Here is a 20632-nt window from a genome sequence, read left to right as displayed (position 1 = left end):
AACATCCGCACATACTGACTATCTTTTGCGCTATGCTTTCGAGGTGTTTATAACTGGACCAATTAATGGACATTTTCATACTGGTGGGGCTTATCACCCTAAACGGCATTTTTGCCATGTCAGAACTTGCGCTTGTCGCAGCAAAATCGAGCCGTCTTAAAAAGCTCGCAGAAACCCAATCTTCCGCAAGGCTTGCTCTTGAGCTAAAAAACAACCCAACACGCTTCTTATCTACTATCCAAATCGGCATCACCGCTATTGGTATCCTTAGCGGTATTTTCGGTGAAGCGACACTGTCCGGCCCATTGGCACAATGGCTAATCCATAACGGCTTAGAACCAGAACTGGCTTCGATTGTCGCGACCGCGAGTGTCGTCGTGATCATCACCTACTTTGCGATTGTAGTCGGTGAGCTTGTACCTAAACGCTTTGCTCAACGAAATGCAGAACGTATTGCCGTCATCGTTGCCTACCCGATTCACTGGCTCGCGATGCTAACGTCACCTTTTGTGATGCTACTCAGTGGCTCTACTGACGCGCTGCTTAAACTGTTTCGTCAACATGGCAACGACAACGAGCAAGTCACCGAAGAAGACATCTTTGCGGTTGTCAATGAAGGTTCAGAGTCCGGTGCTATCGAGCCCCAAGAGCAAGAGATGATTCGCAATATTCTCTATCTCAATGACCGATTGGTGACGTCACTGATGACCCCGCGCTGTGATATTGATTACCTCGATGTGGAATTGCCTATCGAGCAACTGCTGGTACTAATACGCCAAACTCAGCACTCCGTTTGGCCAGTCTGTCATGGCGGATTGGATAACATCATTGGCACAATTTCATCGAAAGTGTTGCTTGATCAATATGAAGAATTGTCGATTGAGAAAGTGGTTCGCTTAGCAAGAAAACCAAAATACTACCCAGAATCGATGAAAGGCTTACCGTTGTTAAATCAAATGCAGCAAAACAATGGTGAGATGGCGTTTATTGTCGATGAATATGGCGATATTCAAGGCATAGTGACCCACTACGATATTCTTGAGTCTGTTGCGGGTGAGTTAGGTCAAGCGCCTCAGCACAAGTGGGCAAGACAACATCAAGATGGCAGTTGGAGGATGGACGCTCTTATTCCACTCAATGAACTGAAAAGGCGTTTAGCGCTCGGTGCGTTGGATGGCGAATCCATCGAAGGTTTCCAAACCCTGAATGGTTACTTGACTTGGAAAGCAGGAAAAGTACCGCAAAAAGGTGAAATCATCGAATGTGAAGAATGGCTATTTGAGATTCTGGCAGCGACATCCAGCCGTATCATTGAGGTCAAAGTTTGGTCAAAACTGGTCTAGCCTATCTGGATAGACCATTTAAGCACTTGGGTTCATGTATACTGCGCGGCAGTTATGGCCACATGAATAAAAGTATGTTTCTTACACCGTATTTTTCACAAGATAATCAGCAGTTCCAGTTCACTCGTCAGCAAGCAAGCCACTTTGCGAAAAAAGTAGCGGGTGACTTTAACCCAATCCACAACGAAGACAATAAGCGCTTCTGTGTACCGGGCGATCTGCTTTTCGCTGTTCTACTGAGCAAAGAAGGCATCAGTCAAAAGATGCGCTTCAATTTCTCTGGCATGGTGAACGATGGCGTCTCGCTGTCGATTGAAAATAAGTGTGAGAAAGAAAGTGCGCTCGTTGATGCAAATGGCAAAGAGTATTTGCACATGACTCGTGAAGGCGAAGTCAGCAGCAACCCAGAGTTCATTGAGCACGTTGTGACAAGCTATGTTCAGTTCTCTGGTATGAACTTCCCACACATCATGGTTCCATTAATGGAAGAGCAGCAGATGATGATCAACTGCCAACGTCCATTGGTTATCTATGAAAGCATGGAAGTGGAATTTGACCACCTAGATTTGACCCACCCAGAAGTTGAATTTGCAGGTGCAACATTCGATGTTGAAGGGAAACGCGGCATTGTAACGCTCAATTTTGACTTCAAAGAGAATGGCGAAATCGTCGGTAAAGGCATCAAGCGTATGGTGGCTAGTGGCCTAAAAGCCTATGACCAAGCCGCAATTGATGATCTCGTTGAACGCTTCAACTCATTAAAAGAAGCGTTCCTCGCCGAATTTGCTAACGCTGCATAAACGATTCAAGGCTATTCAGTGACCACTGAGTAGCCTTTTTCTTTTCTAGACTCACAGATACCGCTACTCAATTCAAAATATCCCACACTCACTCTAGTGCTTTTGACTATTCTTAGTTAGCCTCTGCGTTATTCCGTTTTTACATGATATCCCATCGCAGTGAACTACCTATACGCAGATTCCATCCTTTCTTTTGTTGAAACTGACACCCCGACCCTGTTATCTACTTTCCCAGGCTCTGAACACAAGCACTGGAAGCAGGCGATTGACCTACTTAAAAACCAATTCCATCAGCTGCCACACCTTGCTGGTGATCTTGTTCTCGGCTTAAACAATCAAACGCCTGAACTGCGCATTCCTGTGACCATTTTGTACCGAGGTCTCATCTTTACCATCGACATCGGCTTTAACAATACTGACTACCAAGCTGACACACTCGACACGCTTCATCAACAAGCAAGAACTTTGAAGCATCATCATGTCGCTAGCCAATCGAAATTCATTATTCCTGTTACGTTAGAGACTCAAGCAACGCCTAAAGGTGGTGCGATTGTCGTTTCAGAAGATCTGGTCGCTGACCCCATGTGCGATACGGGAGAGCACCTTGCAGCCTTGATCGAACACTTTGCCAATCAGTACAAAGATGACCAAATTATCCTCGCTGATTGGCTAAGCAGTGACTGCGCCGAACACTGTTAGATAACAACGGCGTCAACGAGTCATCTTCTTCACAAACACGACAACAAAAAGCGCCATAGTAAAGCTGCCTAAGAACGCCTCACAGGCAGCGATGAACCTCGCCACGCCTACCGGTGAGATATCACCATACCCTAAGGTCGTGAACGTCACGACGCTGAAGTAGAGCGAATTAAAGAACTCTAGTGCGTAGAATTTCCAACCCGTCACTCCCTCATAAATAGGGTGAGCGCCCGTGGTATCCAAAAAGAAGTAAGCCAACGCACAGACCAATATCAAGAAGATGGAGAAACCGACCACGCGAATGGGATCTTCGCCATAGCCACAAAAGACATCCACCAGCTTAGAGATCGCCCTCTTAAAACTGAACAGTGGCATCTGATAGCGCCTAAATCGCATTTCTCGCTTAAAAAAATCCCCGGCCATTTCAAATAGCCCCTGTTTCTCACATTGCTTGCGAATATTACGGCACACCTCTTCTGCTTCTTGGCAAAACATCAAGGCTTCTTTCGTTTGCCTGGTCTTAAAGCATTGTTTCGCCGCTTGCTCTTGTTTTAAGTCCCCCCCCCATTTGATGTTCTCTAGCTTGGCGCGTGAAAGAGAAGCCCCAAGAAGGTTGCAATTCTCCAGCTTGGCGCAATGCAAATTCGCCCCAATCAGCTTCGTTTTCATCAACGATGAGCCGCGTAAGTCTAAGCCAAAAAAATGTGCGTCAGTTAAGTTTGCCCGGTAAAAATCGGCATCTCGGCATGAATACCCCTCTTTGCAGCCCCGATTCACTAAATCGATATCTTCTAAATTTGTTTTTGCCAACTGAAATCCGTCTAAAGGTTTACCTGCTGCGGCCCATTGCTCAACCTGATCTTTTATATCGTCTTTACTTTTATCGATCTTTGGATCGTGCCAGTAACAGAGTCCTGACTCGCCACACGGTTGATCGCAGCACCAGCCATCAGGGTTTTGATAGCTGCATCGGCCCTGGTGAGATTCCATAATGCGCTGCCCCTATATTCTTGATTGTTGTCTACCCAATCAAGTTCACTACTAAGTGTAGTGGGTGCATATCAACGCGTCATCGCTATTTACAAATTAATCATTAGTCTTAGCCAGTTTTTAAAGAGTCGCGTATAAGGTGAGTCGGTATTGGTAAGAATGAAATAACCCGCATGAGCAGAGATAGGAGGAAACGGGGCGACTAAACTGCCCTTTTCTAACTCATTGCTGAGTAGCGCTGAACGAGCGAGTGCAATACCAACGCCCGCTTCCGCAGCAGACATAGCCATGTCCGTTCGGTTAAAGAAGTGTCCTTGATTAGTGTTGAACGTTAGACCATGGTGCTCAGCCCAAAAGCGCCACTCATGATCTTTCACCGCACCTTCCCAGGGCATCACATCATGCAATAAGGACACGTTAGCCCAGCTAGCATCGCCTTGATCCACTAAGTGGGCTTGATAATAATCCGGGCTCATTACCGCTATCAGCGACTCTTCCATAAGCAGCTCTGCCGAGGTGTGCTTGTAAGGCAAAGGTCCGTAATCAATCGCGATATCAAAATTTCGTTTGTCACTGTCGACCAATGCACCTTCGGCAAAGGTATGGATTTGCACATCTGGATACTGTTTATGGAACTTTTCAAGCTTAGGGACTAACCACTTAAAGGCAAACGATGGGGTGAGCTTCAAGCGGATTTGCTTACGTTCAGAGACATGAGTGAGCTGAAAAACATTCTCTTCAATTGCACTTAAATGATGGCCGGTCGATTCAACCAACTTCGCGCCTATTTCAGTCAATCGAATTCCACGAGCATGGCGCTCAAAAACGGCAAAACCAAGCTTATCTTCGATCTGTTGTAACTGCTGACTGACTGCGCCAACGGTAAGATTGAGCTCTTTTGCAGCGCTGGTCAAACTGTGATGACGAGCGACGATGCAGACGAGATTCACCCCATGAAGAATGGTTGACTTCATACCTACCCTTTAGAAAATCTAAAACCTAATATCAATTCTTATTGATTGTTAACCGAATGTAAATTAACCATGCTAGGCAAAAATTCATAGTGTGAGATGCAAACGTGAAAGTAGCGGTTTTAGGCAGCGGCGTGATAGGGCTAACCAGTGCTTGGTATCTAAACCAAGCCGGATTCGATGTCACCGTCATCGATAGACAATCAAAAGCAGCAGAAGAGACTAGCTTCGCTAATGCAGGGCAGATCTCTTATGGTTACTCTTCACCGTGGGCAGCGCCGGGTATTCCTTTAAAGGCGATGAAGTGGCTGTTTGAACAACACGCGCCCCTAAAAGTCAGCCCAAACCTGACACCTGAATTGGTCTCTTGGGCTGGAAAGATGTTGGCGAATTGCCAGTTAGACAAGTATCGCATCAATAAATCTCGCATGCTAACTATCGCTAACCGCAGCCGTGAATGTTTAGCTAAATTAAACCAACAATATCGCTTGGAGTACCAAGGGCGCAGTAAAGGGACACTGCAAATCTTCCGTACCCACGCTCAATTAGATGCAGTACAAAAAGACATAACTCTGCTCACGGAGAGTGGGACGCGTTGCCAACTGCTTACTCCGAAACAATGTCTGATTCAGGAACCGGGGCTGGCGAACATGCAAGGCAGTTTAACCGGCGGGCTCTATTTACCAGACGATCAAACTGGGGATTGTTATCTCTTCTGCCAGCAATTACAGGCGATGGCAGAGCAAGCTGGCGTGACTTTTCTATTCAACACCAACATTGAAAGTATACAGGTTGAAAAGAACCAGGTGAGCGCGATTAAAACCTCACAAGGCGAAATTCAAGCGAATTATGTGGTTGTTGCGATGGGCAGTTATTCAAAACAACTGCTAAGCCCTCTGGGTATTAACCTTCCCGTTTATCCCGTGAAAGGCTATTCACTCACCCTACCCGTCCTTAATGATGCAGACGCGCCCACTTCGACCATCATGGATGAGACTTACAAAGTCGCAGTCACTCGCTTTGATAAACGGATTCGAGTCGCCGGCACGGCAGAGCTCGCCGGATTTGATGCGCAGTTACCTGACAAGCGACTAGCGACCCTAAACCATGTCGTCCAGCAGCTGTTCCCAAAAGGTGTCGATTTTGATCAAGCCGATTACTGGACAGGATTTCGACCAATGACACCGGATGGAACGCCAATCATTGGTCAAACACCGATTTCCAACCTCTATACCAATACTGGCCACGGAACATTGGGTTGGACGATGGCATGTGGTTCGGCTGATATTCTAACCGAGAGCATCTCTTCTCAAGGTCAGCATTCAATACAAGAACTGAGTATGGCGAGATACCAAGCCTAGCCACCACACCACAATACATTCATCTAATTTATGGCTTATCTGCAAAGTAATTCTAGGTAAGCCATCTTGCGCATAATCTTTGAAAACGTTTACCAAGCGAACCTAAACAGCCACATCAGCAGACAATTAGCCTTTACTAAATAACCAAAACCTACAATTTAACAATTTATTAGCATTTTGTGTTTCAGATCACGACACAAAAGACCCAAAGATAAATAAATTAACAAACCGGTTACAAAAAGGGTAATATCCTGCTCATAAAACAACCATTAGAAACAACAAACAGGGAAACTAACTATGCAGTCAATTGTTGATTTTTTGAATGGAATCATCTGGAGCCCAATACTGATCTATCTGTGCTTGGGCGCTGGTTTGTTCTATTCAATCATGACTCGATTTGTTCAAATTCGTCATTTCAGTGAAATGTGGCGCTTGCTTCTATCGGGTAAGAGCTCAGACAAAGGGATCTCCTCTTTCCAAGCTCTCGCGGTATCACTTTCTGGCCGTGTAGGTACAGGTAACATTGCGGGTGTTGCAGCGGCGATCGGTTTCGGTGGTCCTGGTGCGGTATTTTGGATGTGGGTCGTGGCGTTCTTTGGCGCAGCAACGGCTTACGCAGAATCAACGCTGGCGCAGATTTACAAAGAGGAAGATAACGGCGAGTTCCGTGGTGGCCCTGCTTACTACATTGAAAAAGCAATGGGTCAGAAGTGGTATGCATGGATCTTTGCTATCGCGACTATCTTTGCTTGTGGTTTCTTACTACCGGGCGTTCAATCAAACAGTATCGGTAACGCAGTAGAAGCGGCATTCGGTTCTGGTGCGATGATTGAAACTGCCATTGGGACGTTCAGCTTCGCGAAAATCCTAACAGGTACTATCATTGCCGTGATTCTTGCGTTCATCATCTTCGGTGGCGTTAAACGTATCGCAAACTTCACGCAGATTGTTGTTCCTTTCATGGCGCTTGCTTACATCGTAACAGCGTTCATCATCATCCTACTTAACATCGGCGAAGTGCCACGCGTATTCGCAATGATCGTTGGCGACGCATTCACTCCGATGGCGGGCGTTGGTGCTGCGATTGGTTGGGGTGTTAAACGTGGTGTTTACTCTAACGAAGCAGGCCAAGGTACAGGTCCTCACGCAGCGGCAGCAGCAAGTGTTGATCACCCTGCTCAGCAAGGTCTGGTTCAGTCGTTCTCTATCTACATTGATACGCTACTCGTCTGTTCAGCAACCGCATTTATGATCATCATTACTGGTGCATACAACGTACACGGTGCTGAAGGCTTCCTAGTTCAGAACGTAGCAGCCGATATTGCCGCAAACGGTCCTGTATTTACTCAGATGGCCATCGAAAGTGCACTACCAGGTATCGGTAAACCGTTCATCGCGATTGCACTGTTCTTCTTTGCATTCACAACCATTCTTGCGTACTACTACATCGCAGAGACAAATATTGCGTATATCCGCCGTACCTTCAAAGTTAACGGCTTAATGTTCCTACTAAAAGTCGCATTAATCGCCGTTGTGTTCTACGGTACAGTTAAGACCGCAAACCTTGCATGGGCAATGGGTGATGTAGGTGTAGGCCTAATGGCATGGCTAAACATCGTCGGTATTCTGATTATCTTCTTCATGTCTAAGCCAGCACTAAAAGCGCTGCATGACTATGAAGAACAGCAAAGACAAGGTGTCACTGAGTACACATTTAACCCAGTGAAACTTGGCATTAAAGGCGCAGACTACTGGGAAGACAAGTACCGCCGTAAGACGGGCAAAGAACCTTCATCAGAGGTGGAGTCTAAACCGGTAGAGCAGCCTTCTACCTAATAGCGAAAGCTATACATTAAGAAAAGCAGTGGTAAAAAAAGGGGTTAGCATCAGCTAACCCCTTTCGTATTAGGTTCCCAACGTTTGACTGCTCGTGATTCAGGCGTCACGGCAATCAAATCTTTTATATTTATGCAGCGACTTGTTGCAGCTCTACTTCCGCCGCTTTCTTTTCGCCGATAGGCAGAATAGTGCGACCATATTCGTTGTTCAGTACTTGCGCCATAGCGAAGTAAATTGCACTTGCACCACAGAAGATACCTTCAAAACCAGCGATTGTGCCGATCAGCTCGCTACCTGTGAAGTCACGTGCAGCAAGTAGGAAGAATAGGATCGTTAGTGAACCAAAGACTACTTGCTTCGCGACTGGGTAGCACAGTGAACCAATAAACATGAAGCCTGTGAACACGCCCCATAGAAGTAAGTACCAACCCATGAAGCTTGCAGGGCTAGCTGGTAAGCCCATGTAAGGCATTACGATCAAACCAACCAGTGTCAGCCAGAACAGACCGTATGAGGTAAACGCCGTTGTACCGAAAGTATCACCACGCTTGAAGCACATCATGCCAACAAGAACTTGGCTAAGACCACCATAGAAAATACCCATTGCTAGGATCATAGAATCAATAGGGAAGAAACCTGCGTTATGGATGTTAAGCAGGATGGTTGTCATACCGAAACCCATCAGGCCTAGTGGAGCTGGGTTTGCCAGTTTTGTTGACATTATGCGCACCTTTAAAAAAAGTTAATAAAAATTACGCGCGAAGTTTAATCCTGTTCAACAAAAAAGATAAACATTGAATTTGCAATCTAAGATTACTCAAATCCTTTCATAGCGTATTTCTAAAACGGCACCTTGTGTAACACGTTAAATTTGTGGCGCATTTTACTGGCGACAAACAAAAAAAGAGCCTCAAGGAAAAACCTGAGGCTCTATGTCTAGAAGCTATACCGCTAGGTTAAAGACTTACTGGCAAGAGATCTCATCCCAGAACCAGTTAGATTGAGTTGGGCTTTCCCATACGCCTGGGCCATTTTTCGCAATAAAGCACTTACCGAGATAAGTCACTTTTTCACCATTGGCCACTTGCGTCACTCCTGGCTCCCATTGAATGAACGTATCCGGAACTGGCGTTGGTTCAGGTGTCGGCTCTGGGTCTGGCGTCGGTGTTGGCTCTGGAGTCGGCTCAGGATCTGGTGTTGGTGTCGGATCTGGCGTAGGAGTCGGTTCGGTCACCGTACCAGCAATCTGCTCCCATGGTCCACCAAGCGTCGGGTCATCACCTTGTGTCCACCATTTCGCTTTATAAGTCACGCCTTTATACGTTACCTCTTCTCCGCCGGTGTAGACCTTATTTGAATCCCAGTCAGTGCCCGTTACCGGACCTGTCCCTGGATCAACCGGATCGAGTTTCTCGACAACACGGACCTCAGGCCAGCTTGAATGTGAACCATAAGAGTTGGTGACACACTTTTCGTAGTCACCCGGAACTAACGCTGAGTAAGCCGTTTGGAAACCAACTAGCTCACACTCAAATGAGTAACCACCAGGACGATCTGCATAGTATTTCCAGTTACCATCCCAGTTGGTGTAAAGCACATCCGTTGCGCCGTTTAGATTCAAGCTACCGTAAGGCGTTTGCTGCCAACAGGTATTCTTTTCGTTCGCTTCGATTGGAATTTGGTAATGTGCTGATAAACCTTCCCAGTAACGAATACGGTTAACTGGCTGGCCTTTGTTTTTGTTTTGCTCGCCACACTCGATACCACCGTTGATGATATTGATTGTGGTACCAAAGCCGTAGCCAATACCGGCATCTATTTCGCGCAGTGACGGTGTCCAAGTTTTGTCAATCACATGCAACATCGCTGGTTTAGGTGCTTGTGGCGTTAAGAAGAACCAGATTGCCGAAGCCAAGTTTAGCCATGAATCTGCAACTAACCCTGGGTTATTCAGTAGAACCGAAGCATCACCATCGAACATCACTTCAGAAAAGGCACCATAGTTAAAGTGGTAAGAAAGTTGTTTAGCGCCTCGCCCGAAATACCCCTGCCCTGCTGCACAAGGCCACTTTTTGTTCTGCCAATCGTTTTGACCACAACCAGTGGTGTATCCTTCTTGGCCTTCAGACCAGCCCATTTCACGCACGTGAACTAAGGCTTGCTGCCACTCTTCTAAAGCCAATGGGTTATCAGAGGTATTATCAATGGCGATATGACCACCCGTTTCTTGAGCGAAATGAGCAAAAGCCGTCACAATGGAACGTTTACAAATTGCATCAGAGTCACGACCGTCTGTGTATTCCGCACAGAACGCAGGAAACTTACCGATAGCGCGTAAGAATCGAGTATAGGTGTACTCAGGAGCCGCCATTCCTGTAAGAAAGTCCCACTCATTACGAGGGAATACTCGCTCCACTCGTTTTACGTTTTCTGGGTTAGACGCCAAGCCTGAATCAATCGCTTCAACAACGCTGTTTGGTGCTGTGCGCAAAGCTTGCGACCAAATCTGATACATTGGATCAGCCGTCTTTTGGCTTTCAACCGCTTGGATATCAGCACGCGAAACGACATAACCTGTCGGATTTTGAGGATCGGGCTGAATATTCATGGTCGCCCAACTGGATGAGACTACGGCAAGTGAAAGTGCTGCCGTCAAATAGCTTACCTTGTTCATGGTACATTTCCTTGTGTTTAAAGCTGCTCAAAAGATTAGGAAATGACGAAAAAATAAGCACCATGAATAAGTGTTTGCTCAGTCAAGTTGCGAGTCAACAAAGGCTTACAACAAAAGAGGTAACAATCTCGTAACCAGAGTTGTGCGGTAGATCATAGCGGCAGGCAGAAAAAAGCCAGCTCGAAAGCTGGCTCTAAAGACTTAATCAACAGTGAGGATTATTCCCACTCGATAGTTGCAGGTGGCTTACCTGAAATATCGTAAACAACACGTGAAATGCCGTTAACTTCGTTGATAATACGGTTAGAAACCTTACCTAGGAAGTCGTATGGTAGATGTGCCCAGTGAGCAGTCATGAAGTCGATCGTTTCTACAGCACGTAGAGAGACAACCCAATCGTACTTGCGGCCATCGCCCATTACGCCAACTGAACGTACTGGTAGGAATACCGTGAATGCTTGAGATACCTTGTGGTAAAGGTCAGCAGCGTGAAGTTCTTCAATGAAGATAGCATCTGCGCGACGTAGCAAGTCACAGTACTCTTTCTTGATTTCGCCAAGAACACGAACGCCTAGACCAGGACCTGGGAATGGGTGGCGGTAAAGCATGTTGTATGGAAGACCAAGCTCTAGACCGATCTTACGTACTTCATCTTTAAACAGCTCACGTAGAGGCTCAACAAGGCCCATTTCCATATCATCAGGAAGACCACCAACATTATGGTGAGATTTGATGACGTGTGCTTTACCCGTCTTAGATGCCGCTGACTCAATTACGTCTGGGTAGATTGTACCCTGAGCTAGCCATTTAGCATTAGACAGTTTCTTAGACTCTTCATCGAAGATATCTACGAATACGTGACCGATGATCTTACGCTTAGCTTCAGGTTCAGCTTCGCCTTCAAGCGCTTTAAGGAAACGATCTTCAGCATCAACCTTGATGATGTTTAGGCCGAACTTGTTGCCAAACATCTCCATAACTTGCTCAGCTTCGTTGAGACGAAGAAGGCCGTTATCTACAAATACACATGTTAGTTTGTCGCCAATTGCACGGTGTGCAAGCATCGCAACAACTGATGAATCCACACCACCAGAAAGACCAAGGATAACTTCGTCGTCACCTACTTGCTCTTTAATACGAGCAACCGCGTCTTCAATGATAGAAGCAGAAGTCCATAGACCTTCACAACCACACACGTTCAGTACGAAGTTTTCTAGCATTTTCATGCCGTTCTTAGTGTGCGTTACTTCTGGGTGGAATTGAACACCGAAGTATTTCTTCTCTTCGTTTGCCATTGCTGCGTATGGGCAAGTGTCTGTTTCAGCGATCTTGGTGAAATCAGCAGGGATCTCAACCACTTTGTCACCGTGGCTCATCCAAACATCTTGAGTAGACTCAAGGTCAGCGAAAAGTGCTGATTCGCCAGTCACTTGAACAGCAGCGTAGCCGAACTCACGCTCAGTAGACGTTGCTACTTTACCGCCAAGTTGCTCAGCCATTGTTTGCATGCCGTAACAGATACCAAATACTGGTACACCTGAATCGAACACGTACTGAGGTGCACGTGGAGAGTTTTCTTCTGTTACGCTTTCAGGGCCACCAGACAGGATGATACCGTCAGGGTTGAATTCACGAATATCCGCTTCTTCTACATCCCAGCTCCATAGCTCACAGTAAACACCGATTTCACGAATACGGCGTGCTACTAGCTGAGTGTACTGAGAACCGAAGTCCAAGATCAGAATACGTTGGTCATGAATATTTTTAGTCATTTTGAGCAGTCTTATAAGCTAAGTGATTAAAACGGAGGCGAGTGTACTCGCCTCTTCTTAATGCTTCAAGGAAAAAAGCAAACGTTTACGTCATATTTAAGGTAATCAAATTTCTTGATTGGTATTTTGCTCAGTAACGCCTCAACATAAGACCATTTACTCAGCACTCACCGAAGAAATTAACCTAGACGGTAGTTTGGCGCTTCCTTAGTAATTTGAACGTCATGAACATGAGACTCTTTCATGCCAGCGCCAGAAATACGAACGAATTCAGCTTTCGTACGCATATCTTCAATTGTTGCGCTGCCTGTTAGACCCATGCTTGAGCGAAGACCACCCATTTGCTGGTGAACGATCTCTTTTAGGCGACCTTTGTATGCGATACGACCTTCAATACCTTCTGGTACCAGCTTGTCTGCCGCGTTGTCAGATTGGAAGTAACGGTCAGAAGAACCTTGAGACATCGCGCCAAGAGAACCCATACCACGGTAAGACTTGTAAGAACGACCGTTGTAAAGAATCACTTCACCCGGTGCTTCTTCAGTACCCGCGAACATTGAACCAACCATCACACAAGATGCGCCAGCAACGATCGCTTTACAGATATCACCAGAGAAACGGATACCGCCATCTGCGATAACTGGAATGCCGTATTCGTTTGCAACTTCTGCTGCGTCTGCGATTGCTGTTACTTGAGGTACACCAACGCCCGTTACGATACGAGTTGTACAGATAGAACCAGGGCCGATACCTACTTTCACTGCGCTTACGCCCGCTTCGATAAGTGCACGAGCACCTGCACCCGTTGCAACGTTACCACCAATGATCTCTAGATCTGGGTATGCAGCGCGAGTTTCACGAATACGGTTGAGTACACCTTCAGAGTGACCGTGAGAAGAGTCGATAAGTAGAACGTCGACACCCGCTTCAACAAGAGCAGCAACACGTTCTTCGTTGCCAGCGCCAGCACCAACTGCCGCACCGACACGAAGACTACCGCGCTCATCTTTACAAGCGTTTGGTTTACGTTCTGCTTTGTGGAAATCTTTTGCTGTGATCATACCGGTTAGTTGGAACTCATCGTTCACTACCAATACTTTCTCAACGCGAGCTTCGTGCATTTTCTCTTGAACTTCTTCGCGAGTTGCACCTTCTTTAACTGAAGCTAGACGCGTTTTCGGCGTCATTACTACGTCTACTTTCTTAGACAGGTCTGTGACAAAGCGAACATCACGGCCAGTGATGATACCAACCAGTTCGTTTGTTTCAGTTACAACAGGGAAGCCAGCAAAGCCGTGCTTCTCAGTCAATGCGACAACGTCAGCAATCGTCGCGTCAGGGCTTACAGTTACAGGGTGAGAAACGACACCTGCTTCGTAAATTTTAACCTGACGAACCATTTCAGCTTGTTGCTCGATAGACATATTCTTGTGGATAAAGCCAATGCCACCTTCTTGCGCGAGTGCGATAGCCAGACGAGCTTCCGTCACGGTATCCATCGACGCAGAAATCATAGGGATGTTCAGTGAAATGTTTTTAGTCAACTGAGTGCGAAGATCAGCTGTGTTTGGGAGAACAGTGGAGTGAGCTGGCACGAGTAGTACGTCATCGAATGTCAGCGCTTCTTTGGCAATTCTTAGCATTTGCAATATCTCACAATTGAGGAGTAGAAAGAAAAATCCGACTTCATCGTTTCGCATAATGAAGTGCTTTGGATTAGATATTGCGGAGGGATTATACGCACGGGGAAATCGCTTGGCTACACATTTTTGTGTTTTTAATTTGCATTTACCCCCTTGATATGTATTATATTGCCGCTATCTTCCATACTCACGCCCTGTGAGATTCGCACGAAAGACCTCCTTTAAGATAGCGCCTCTATGACCAATCCAAACATCTTTACTGTTTCTCGCCTCAATTCAGAGGTTCGACTGCTTCTTGAAAATGAAATGGGTATTGTTTGGCTTGTCGGTGAAATCTCCAACTTTTCTGCACCCGTATCCGGTCACTGGTATCTCACGCTTAAAGATTCTCGCGCTCAAGTTAAGTGTGCCATGTTCCGTGGCAACAACCGCCGAGTCACCTTTAAGCCTCAGAACGGCAATCAAGTCTTAGTTAAAGCTCGCCTCTCTTTATACGAACCTCGCGGTGACTATCAGCTGATCATTGAAAGTATGCAACCAGAAGGCGATGGTCGACTGCAGCAGCAATTTGACGAACTCAAAATGAAGCTGGCAGGTGAAGGGTTGTTTGCTCAAACCAACAAGAAGTCATTACCAGAGCACCCTAAATGTGTCGGTGTCATTACTTCTAAGACTGGCGCTGCGCTTTACGACATTTTAGACGTATTGAAACGCCGTGATCCTTCTTTACCTGTCGTGGTTTACCCTACTATGGTTCAGGGTGAAGAGGCTGCAATCCAAATTGCTCAAGCGATTGGGTGTGCGAACAGTCGCAATGAATGTGATGTATTAATCGTTGGCCGTGGCGGTGGTTCATTAGAAGATTTATGGTGTTTTAATAACGAGATTTTAGCCCGCACGATCGCCGCTAGCCAAATTCCAATCATCAGCGCCGTCGGCCATGAAGTGGATGTGACTATTGCTGATTTTGTCGCGGATATGCGTGCCCCAACGCCATCGGCTGCCGCGGAGTTAGTAAGCCGAGACAATAGCCATAAAGATCAAGCGCTTGCGAGCCGACAGAACAAACTACTCAGTGCGATGCGTTTCTACATGAGCGAGCAAAAACGTAGTAATGCTCTATTGCTGCATCGTTTAGAACGTCAACACCCTAGCTATCAGTTACAACGCCAGACTCAGCAGCTTGATGAGTTAGAACTGCGTTTGCAACGATCTATGGAACGCTACTTATCTTCACGAGTACAAAAAGTCGAGCGTCAACAATATCGCTTAGAGCTTAACTCGCCTGTCAAACGTCTTTCAGAGCAAAAGTCTCAGCTACAACGCCTAGAGCAAAAGCTGTTAGATGCCATGGATCGTAAGTTGCTCAATACGCGTCATAAACTGGCGCTTGCCGCAGAGAAACTCGATACCGTTAGTCCGCTTGCCACTCTAAAGCGCGGCTATTCGATCTCTCAGACCGAGCAAGGCCAAGTCCTGACCAAAGCGACAGATGTAAAAACGGGCGACACATTGGTCACCCGTTTAGCCGATGGTGAAATTCGTTCTACTGTTAACTAGGTTGAAATTCAAAACGCACTTTGGACTTTGATTTCAACTCATTGCAAGCATTACAAAAATAATTCGCTGCCCCACATGCCTGGAGTTTCTCTAGTTCCGCTTCGCATTCAGGGCAGAAACCGACCTTCTTAAAGCTTTCATCACAGCTGTCGCAGTGATATTCACCTTTCCAGCTCAACTCATCTTCACAGATTGGACAGTTGTTCTCGTTCATAATATTGTCTTTGTGTTATACCTTTGCTTTCACTTTAGCTCGCTGTGCTAAAGTTACTATGATCTTTATCAAGCGATAGAGTCTGTCGCCATTAACCTAAAGCTTTGCGTACTTCCTATTCATTGGCGCCCTTGCGAAAAGATCAAACTCTGATCATCGGCAAAATACCAAGTGATCAGCGATCACCCCCTAAAAGAACATTTATATAACCACACACCGAAAGCATAAGTTACATATTCTGTATTTGGAATTTAAACAACACAAAACTCCACTAAAACAATAAAAACCCACACTTGCGATATATTATAAAAAAGATCTTATCTATTGAGCTGCTTTTACATCGGTGTGCATTTCAATGTTGTTTGCATCAATTTGAACCAATCTCACCTCAATCGATTGGTAATCAGATAGCGATGTTGCATGCGTACCTCCACATGGAAGCACCACTTTCTGCCCCTCATTAAGGTCACATGACCAGTATCTAGAGTCCGTTAGCTTTTCTCCATGGCAATCAACTTCTATCGGTGAATCAATAGACAGCCACGCCACCAATTGTTGATTGGTTAACTGTTCAATGGCAGGCAGCTGTTCCAGCATGTCACCACTGTTTAAACCACGTTTACGCAGAGTTTTCCCTAGTCGATACGTATCTAAGCACTTATCTGGCGTCACAAAGCTAGTGACTTGCGCATAGCTGTTAAAGTCATAATTGCCATGGGGATCTTTACGGTCAGCATCTTTGCGCCAGTAGCCTTCTTTCGTCAGGACTTTATTCAGTGCTAAATAAGCCAGGTGTCCGGCACTGTGTCCACGACTCAAAGACAGCTGATAAGCTTTATCAACATTCAGGGTCACTTGCTCACCGACAGTCAGTGAAGAAGCTTCCTTGTTTAAGCAGTGAACCACGACAAAACTCCACCCTTCCTCATCTCTTTTTACAGGGATTGCTTGTCCGACATATAGCTCACCTGTAGCGTTCTCCACTGCGCCAACTTGGCAATCTAAGACAACGTGGTCGTTTAGTGTGCCTTTGTCCGCTGGATGATCAGGCCAAATGTGGCTTACCGGGTGAAATGGTGTGACTTCCGTTACTACGTGGAGATGTTCACTGCCTTGTTGAACCAGTTGAATGGTAGATTCGAGCTGCCATACGTTGTGGCAAAATTGAGTGATGGTTGGTGTCACTTGCATTACTTATTTCCTATAAAAAAAGCGCCATAGTCAAACTAGGCGCTTCTTATCAATTAACTCTACTTGTCAGTGTACCCTAACAATTAGTCTTTACGATTTTTCATCATGCTCATCAAACGCTTACGTTTACGCTCTTGAGACAATGTCATCTTGTTTGATTTACCTTCGAACGGGTTATCGCTGTTCTGGAAGATAATTCGAATTGGCGTACCCATGATTTCTAATGATTTACGGTAATAGTTCATTAGGTAGCGCTTGTATGAATCTGGTAGGTCGTTCACCTGGTTACCGTGGATAACAACGATTGGTGGGTTGTAACCACCAGCGTGAGCATATTTAAGCTTCACTCGGCGGCCACGAACCATTGGCGGTTGGTGATCGTCTGTTGCCATCTTCATGATGCGAGTCAGAACAGAAGTACCAACACGAGTCGTTGCTGACTTGTAAGCCTCTTGTACTGATTCGAATAGGTGACCAACACCTGTACCGTGCAGTGCAGAGATGAAGTGAATACGTGCAAAGTCAACGAAGCCTAAACGGCGATCAAGTTCTTTCTTCACGTGCTCTTTCACATCTGTGTCCAGGCCATCCCACTTGTTCACTGCGATAACAATCGAGCGACCCGCATTCAGGGCAAAACCAAGCAAACTTAAGTCTTGATCTGAAATGTTCTCACGCGCATCAATCACCAATAGAACCACGTTCGCGTCTTCTACGGCTTTTAGCGTTTTAACTACTGAGAACTTTTCAACTGTTTCGTTGATACGTGTACGGCGACGAACACCTGCGGTATCAATCAATACATACTCACGACCATCACGTTCCATTGGAATGTAGATAGAGTCACGAGTCGTTCCTGGCATATCGTAAACAACCACACGTTCTTCACCAAGAATACGGTTTGTTAGCGTCGATTTACCTACGTTTGGACGACCGATAATCGCCAGTTTAATTGGCTGGTCTTGAAGACGTGTGAACTCTTGTTCAGCTTCTTCTTCGGTGTAATCAAGCTTCTCTTCTTCTGCATCTTCGATGCCAGTCAGATCGTTGAGTTCACCTTTGCTCTCTTCAATCAGCTTTTCCGCAAATGGGTTAAGCGCTAGATCGATAAGTGCAGTAACGCCACGGCCGTGTGCAGCCGCGATTTGGTACATATCCTCAACGCCAAGCTGCCAGAAATCAGCACTTGCTGCGTCAGCATCGATACCATCAACTTTGTTTACAACAAGCATTGATGGTTTCTCAAGTTTACGTAAGTGTTGAGCAATCGCTTCATCAGATGGCGTTAGACCCGCACGGCCATCAACCATAAATAGCACAACATCAGCTTCATCAATCGCCGCTAGCGACTGTTCAGCCATTTTCGTTTCTACGCCTTCTTCTGTACCATCAATACCGCCGGTATCGATCACAATGAATTCGTGTTCACCAAGCTTCGCTTGGCCATACTTACGGTCACGAGTTAATCCAGGGAAGTCCGCAACCAATGCGTCGCGTGTACGAGTCAATCGGTTAAATAACGTTGATTTACCAACGTTAGGACGCCCGACTAGAGCAACAACAGGTACCATAATAACCTCTACAATATTCTTTTCTTTATGTAGTTATAGGTAACAACTCAGCAGAGTCCACTTTATGAGCGCTTTACCTATAACCACATGTAACTTTGGGGGTTCTAAAACAAACAAACGGCTCCCAACTGTTACCAGCGAGGAGCCGAATGTGAATTGTATCACGAAACTATTCGCTGATCGTCAGTTTCTTTACATCGCCATTGCGTGTCGTCAATACGTAACCACCAGGTACAACAATTGGTGAAACCGCAAAACCGCTGCTGTTCACTTCTTGTTGTGCAACGAATTCACCGCTACTGCGATCGATCCAGTGCAGGTAACCTTCGCTATCACCAACCACTAAGTATTGCTCAATGACCGTAGGTGCCGTCAGCAATCGATATTCCAATTGGTCATTGCTCCATAGCTCAGTACCGCTACGAGCATCGAAAGCAACCAAATGATCTTGCTCTGTCACGATAAAGATTCGGCTGCCGTCGCTAGCGAGATCGGTTGCTGAAGAGAACGCGCGTTTCCAAATTGGTTTACCCGAACGCAAATCAATCGCGGTCAACTGGCCGTTATAACCAATGATGTAAAGGTTGCCACCTAAAATCAGAGGAGAGGCGTCAACATCAACAAGACGGTCAATTTCAGTCGCACCTTGAGGCATACCAATTGGCTGCTGCCAAATAAGCTGACCACGCTCTACGATTGCCGCAGCAAGACGACCATTTGCTGTACCCCAGAAAACACCGCCAGAAGCCGGAGCAGGCGTACTATTGCCACGCAACGTTAGGTTTGGTACTTCAGTGCTGATCGTCCATTTGCTTTCACCCGTGCTTTGGTCAAGCGCAATCAGCATGCCGCTGTTAGTATGAACAATCACTAAGTTGCTATCTGTCGCTGGAGAAGTGAGAACTTCGCCATCAACTTCGGCCATCCAGTTTTCTTCACCCGTCTCTTCATTGAACGCAAAAACACGACCATTTTCGCTACCGATAAAGAGCTGACCGTAAGCGGCAACAATACCACCAGACAAGCGAGCAGAAACATCAGATTCAATCTCTGCTTCCCATAAGGTTTTACCCGTTTCAGGATCCAGAGCTTTGATCTCACCATCACGGCTAGCGACAAATACCTTGCCGTATGCGTATTCAGGCGTCAGCTTTGAATAGTATTGAGAAACACCGTTACCCACCGATGTGCTCCACTGTGTGCTTGGCGTAAACTCGCTTTGCACAACAGGTACCGGTGCCATGATGATGGTGTCTTCTTCGCTAGCACAACCTGCAAGAATACCGGCCAACGCCGCCGCAGTGAGCGCTTTTTTCAGCATATTCTTCATGCTATGCCCTTACTTGGCTAGATCGTCCAATTTCATTTGTAGCGTCTGGCTTGCATCACCAGATTGCTGCGCTTCAGTGTACGCTGCGTAAGCCGCTTGTTCGTCACCTTTGCGTAGTAGGATGTCACCTTTCAGTTCTGCAACACGGCCTGCCCAGCTTTCATCTGTAATGTTTGCTAGCTCAGATACTGCTGCATCAAACTCACCTTGTTCCGCTTTTAAGCGTGCTAGGCGGTAGTTCACAACCGAAGAAACTGCCGCATCTTTAGTTGATGATTTCGCCCACTCAAGTTGTGCGAGTGCTTCATCAAAATTGCCAGCTTCTACCTGTGCTTTCGCTAACTGAAGTGCCGCTAGTACTGCGTATTCTGTTTCTTTATTGCCATCAATGAAGGCTTGGATGTCACCTTCAGCTGAAGCGCCTTGTTCAGCTAATGCTTGAACCGCTTTTGTGTAGCTTTCTGACGCCGCTTCTTGAGCTGCTGTCACTGAATCTTGGTAGTAACGCCAGCCAAATAGGCCGCCTAAACCAACAACCGCACCCAAAATGACTGCTTTGCCGTTCTCTTTCCACCAATCTTTGATTGCTTCTACTTGTTGTTCTTCAGAATCGTAGAGTTCCACTTCCTGTCCTCTTACATCAAAAATGGCAGCCGAAACTGCCACTCAAAAAT

Annotated in this window: 17 protein-coding genes; 6 read left to right on the top strand and 11 right to left on the bottom strand. The window is 46.2% G+C overall.

What is annotated here, in order from left to right:
- Positions 1 to 65 precede the first annotated feature (65 nt).
- The 3 genes from EJ063_RS12700 to EJ063_RS12690 all read left to right on the top strand — a co-directional run bounded on the left by EJ063_RS12700 (position 66) and on the right by EJ063_RS12690 (position 2842).
- Positions 66 to 1343 carry a hemolysin family protein gene (locus EJ063_RS12700; RefSeq protein ID WP_126574654.1) on the top strand — a complete coding sequence of 426 codons (1278 nt, stop codon included), beginning with the start codon at positions 66 to 68 and terminating at the stop codon, positions 1341 to 1343.
- A gap of 74 nt (positions 1344 to 1417) precedes the next feature.
- Positions 1418 to 2143 carry a DUF3581 domain-containing protein gene (locus tag EJ063_RS12695; protein WP_126574653.1) on the top strand — a complete coding sequence of 242 codons (726 nt, stop codon included), beginning with the start codon at positions 1418 to 1420 and terminating at the stop codon, positions 2141 to 2143.
- A gap of 159 nt (positions 2144 to 2302) precedes the next feature.
- Positions 2303 to 2842, top strand: a complete 540-nt coding sequence (locus EJ063_RS12690) for a hypothetical protein (RefSeq protein WP_244225187.1) — start codon at positions 2303 to 2305, stop codon at positions 2840 to 2842.
- A gap of 12 nt (positions 2843 to 2854) precedes the next feature.
- Here EJ063_RS12690 and EJ063_RS12685 read toward each other — a convergent pair whose 3' ends face one another.
- Both EJ063_RS12685 and EJ063_RS12680 read right to left on the bottom strand, forming a co-directional pair.
- The gene (locus tag EJ063_RS12685) at positions 2855 to 3832 is read right to left on the bottom strand and encodes an ion channel (RefSeq protein WP_126574651.1); all 978 of its coding nucleotides are present in this window, start codon (positions 3830 to 3832) and stop codon (positions 2855 to 2857) included.
- 89 nt (positions 3833 to 3921) lie between these two features.
- Entirely contained in the window at positions 3922 to 4806 is an 885-nt protein-coding gene (locus EJ063_RS12680) for a LysR substrate-binding domain-containing protein (RefSeq protein ID WP_126574650.1), read from the bottom strand.
- Between the two features lie 104 nt (positions 4807 to 4910).
- On the opposite strand from EJ063_RS12680, the gene EJ063_RS12675 reads away from it, so the two are divergent.
- Complete coding sequence (locus tag EJ063_RS12675; protein WP_126574649.1) at positions 4911 to 6164, top strand: D-amino acid dehydrogenase; 1254 nt, start codon at positions 4911 to 4913, stop codon at positions 6162 to 6164.
- Between the two features lie 297 nt (positions 6165 to 6461).
- The gene (locus tag EJ063_RS12670) at positions 6462 to 8000 is read left to right on the top strand and encodes an alanine/glycine:cation symporter family protein (protein WP_126574648.1); all 1539 of its coding nucleotides are present in this window, start codon (positions 6462 to 6464) and stop codon (positions 7998 to 8000) included.
- A 130-nt stretch (positions 8001 to 8130) separates the two neighbouring features.
- On the opposite strand, the gene EJ063_RS12665 is transcribed toward EJ063_RS12670, so the two are convergent.
- The 4 genes from EJ063_RS12665 to guaB all read right to left on the bottom strand — a co-directional run bounded on the left by EJ063_RS12665 (position 8131) and on the right by guaB (position 14092).
- On the bottom strand, positions 8131 to 8724 hold the full coding sequence (locus EJ063_RS12665) for an acetate uptake transporter (protein ID WP_126574647.1): 594 nt from the start codon (positions 8722 to 8724) through the stop codon (positions 8131 to 8133).
- A gap of 243 nt (positions 8725 to 8967) precedes the next feature.
- Positions 8968 to 10677: a chitinase gene (locus EJ063_RS12660; protein WP_126574646.1), complete on the bottom strand. Its 1710-nt coding sequence runs from the start codon at positions 10675 to 10677 to the stop codon at positions 8968 to 8970.
- Positions 10678 to 10895: 218 nt separating this feature from the next.
- A complete protein-coding gene (guaA, locus tag EJ063_RS12655) occupies positions 10896 to 12449 on the bottom strand; it encodes a glutamine-hydrolyzing GMP synthase (RefSeq protein ID WP_126574645.1) in 1554 nt (517 codons plus the stop codon).
- A gap of 179 nt (positions 12450 to 12628) precedes the next feature.
- Positions 12629 to 14092, bottom strand: a complete 1464-nt coding sequence (guaB, locus tag EJ063_RS12650) for an IMP dehydrogenase (protein WP_126574644.1) — start codon at positions 14090 to 14092, stop codon at positions 12629 to 12631.
- Positions 14093 to 14329: 237 nt separating this feature from the next.
- On the opposite strand from guaB, the gene xseA reads away from it, so the two are divergent.
- Entirely contained in the window at positions 14330 to 15652 is a 1323-nt protein-coding gene (gene xseA / locus EJ063_RS12645; RefSeq protein WP_126574643.1) for an exodeoxyribonuclease VII large subunit, read from the top strand.
- On the opposite strand, the gene EJ063_RS12640 is transcribed toward xseA, so the two are convergent.
- From EJ063_RS12640 to EJ063_RS12620, 5 genes are all read right to left on the bottom strand, one after another.
- Positions 15645 to 15866 carry a zinc ribbon domain-containing protein gene (locus EJ063_RS12640; RefSeq protein ID WP_126574642.1) on the bottom strand — a complete coding sequence of 74 codons (222 nt, stop codon included), beginning with the start codon at positions 15864 to 15866 and terminating at the stop codon, positions 15645 to 15647. The two genes, xseA and EJ063_RS12640, sit on opposite strands and share 8 nt — an antisense overlap.
- Before the next feature lie 321 nt (positions 15867 to 16187).
- On the bottom strand, positions 16188 to 17057 hold the full coding sequence (locus EJ063_RS12635) for an alanyl-tRNA editing protein (protein ID WP_126574641.1): 870 nt from the start codon (positions 17055 to 17057) through the stop codon (positions 16188 to 16190).
- An 83-nt stretch (positions 17058 to 17140) separates the two neighbouring features.
- Entirely contained in the window at positions 17141 to 18628 is a 1488-nt protein-coding gene (gene der, locus EJ063_RS12630; RefSeq protein WP_126574640.1) for a ribosome biogenesis GTPase Der, read from the bottom strand.
- 169 nt (positions 18629 to 18797) lie between these two features.
- Complete coding sequence (gene bamB / locus EJ063_RS12625; protein ID WP_126574639.1) at positions 18798 to 19958, bottom strand: outer membrane protein assembly factor BamB; 1161 nt, start codon at positions 19956 to 19958, stop codon at positions 18798 to 18800.
- Between the two features lie 9 nt (positions 19959 to 19967).
- Positions 19968 to 20582, bottom strand: coding sequence for a YfgM family protein (locus tag EJ063_RS12620; RefSeq protein WP_126574638.1), 615 nt, complete (start codon positions 20580 to 20582; stop codon positions 19968 to 19970).
- Positions 20583 to 20632: the final 50 nt, after the last annotated feature.

Source organism: Vibrio aquaticus (assembly GCF_003970385.1).
GTDB classification, from domain to species: domain Bacteria; phylum Pseudomonadota; class Gammaproteobacteria; order Enterobacterales; family Vibrionaceae; genus Vibrio; species Vibrio aquaticus.
This window is presented reverse-complemented; position numbering and strand designations above follow the sequence as displayed.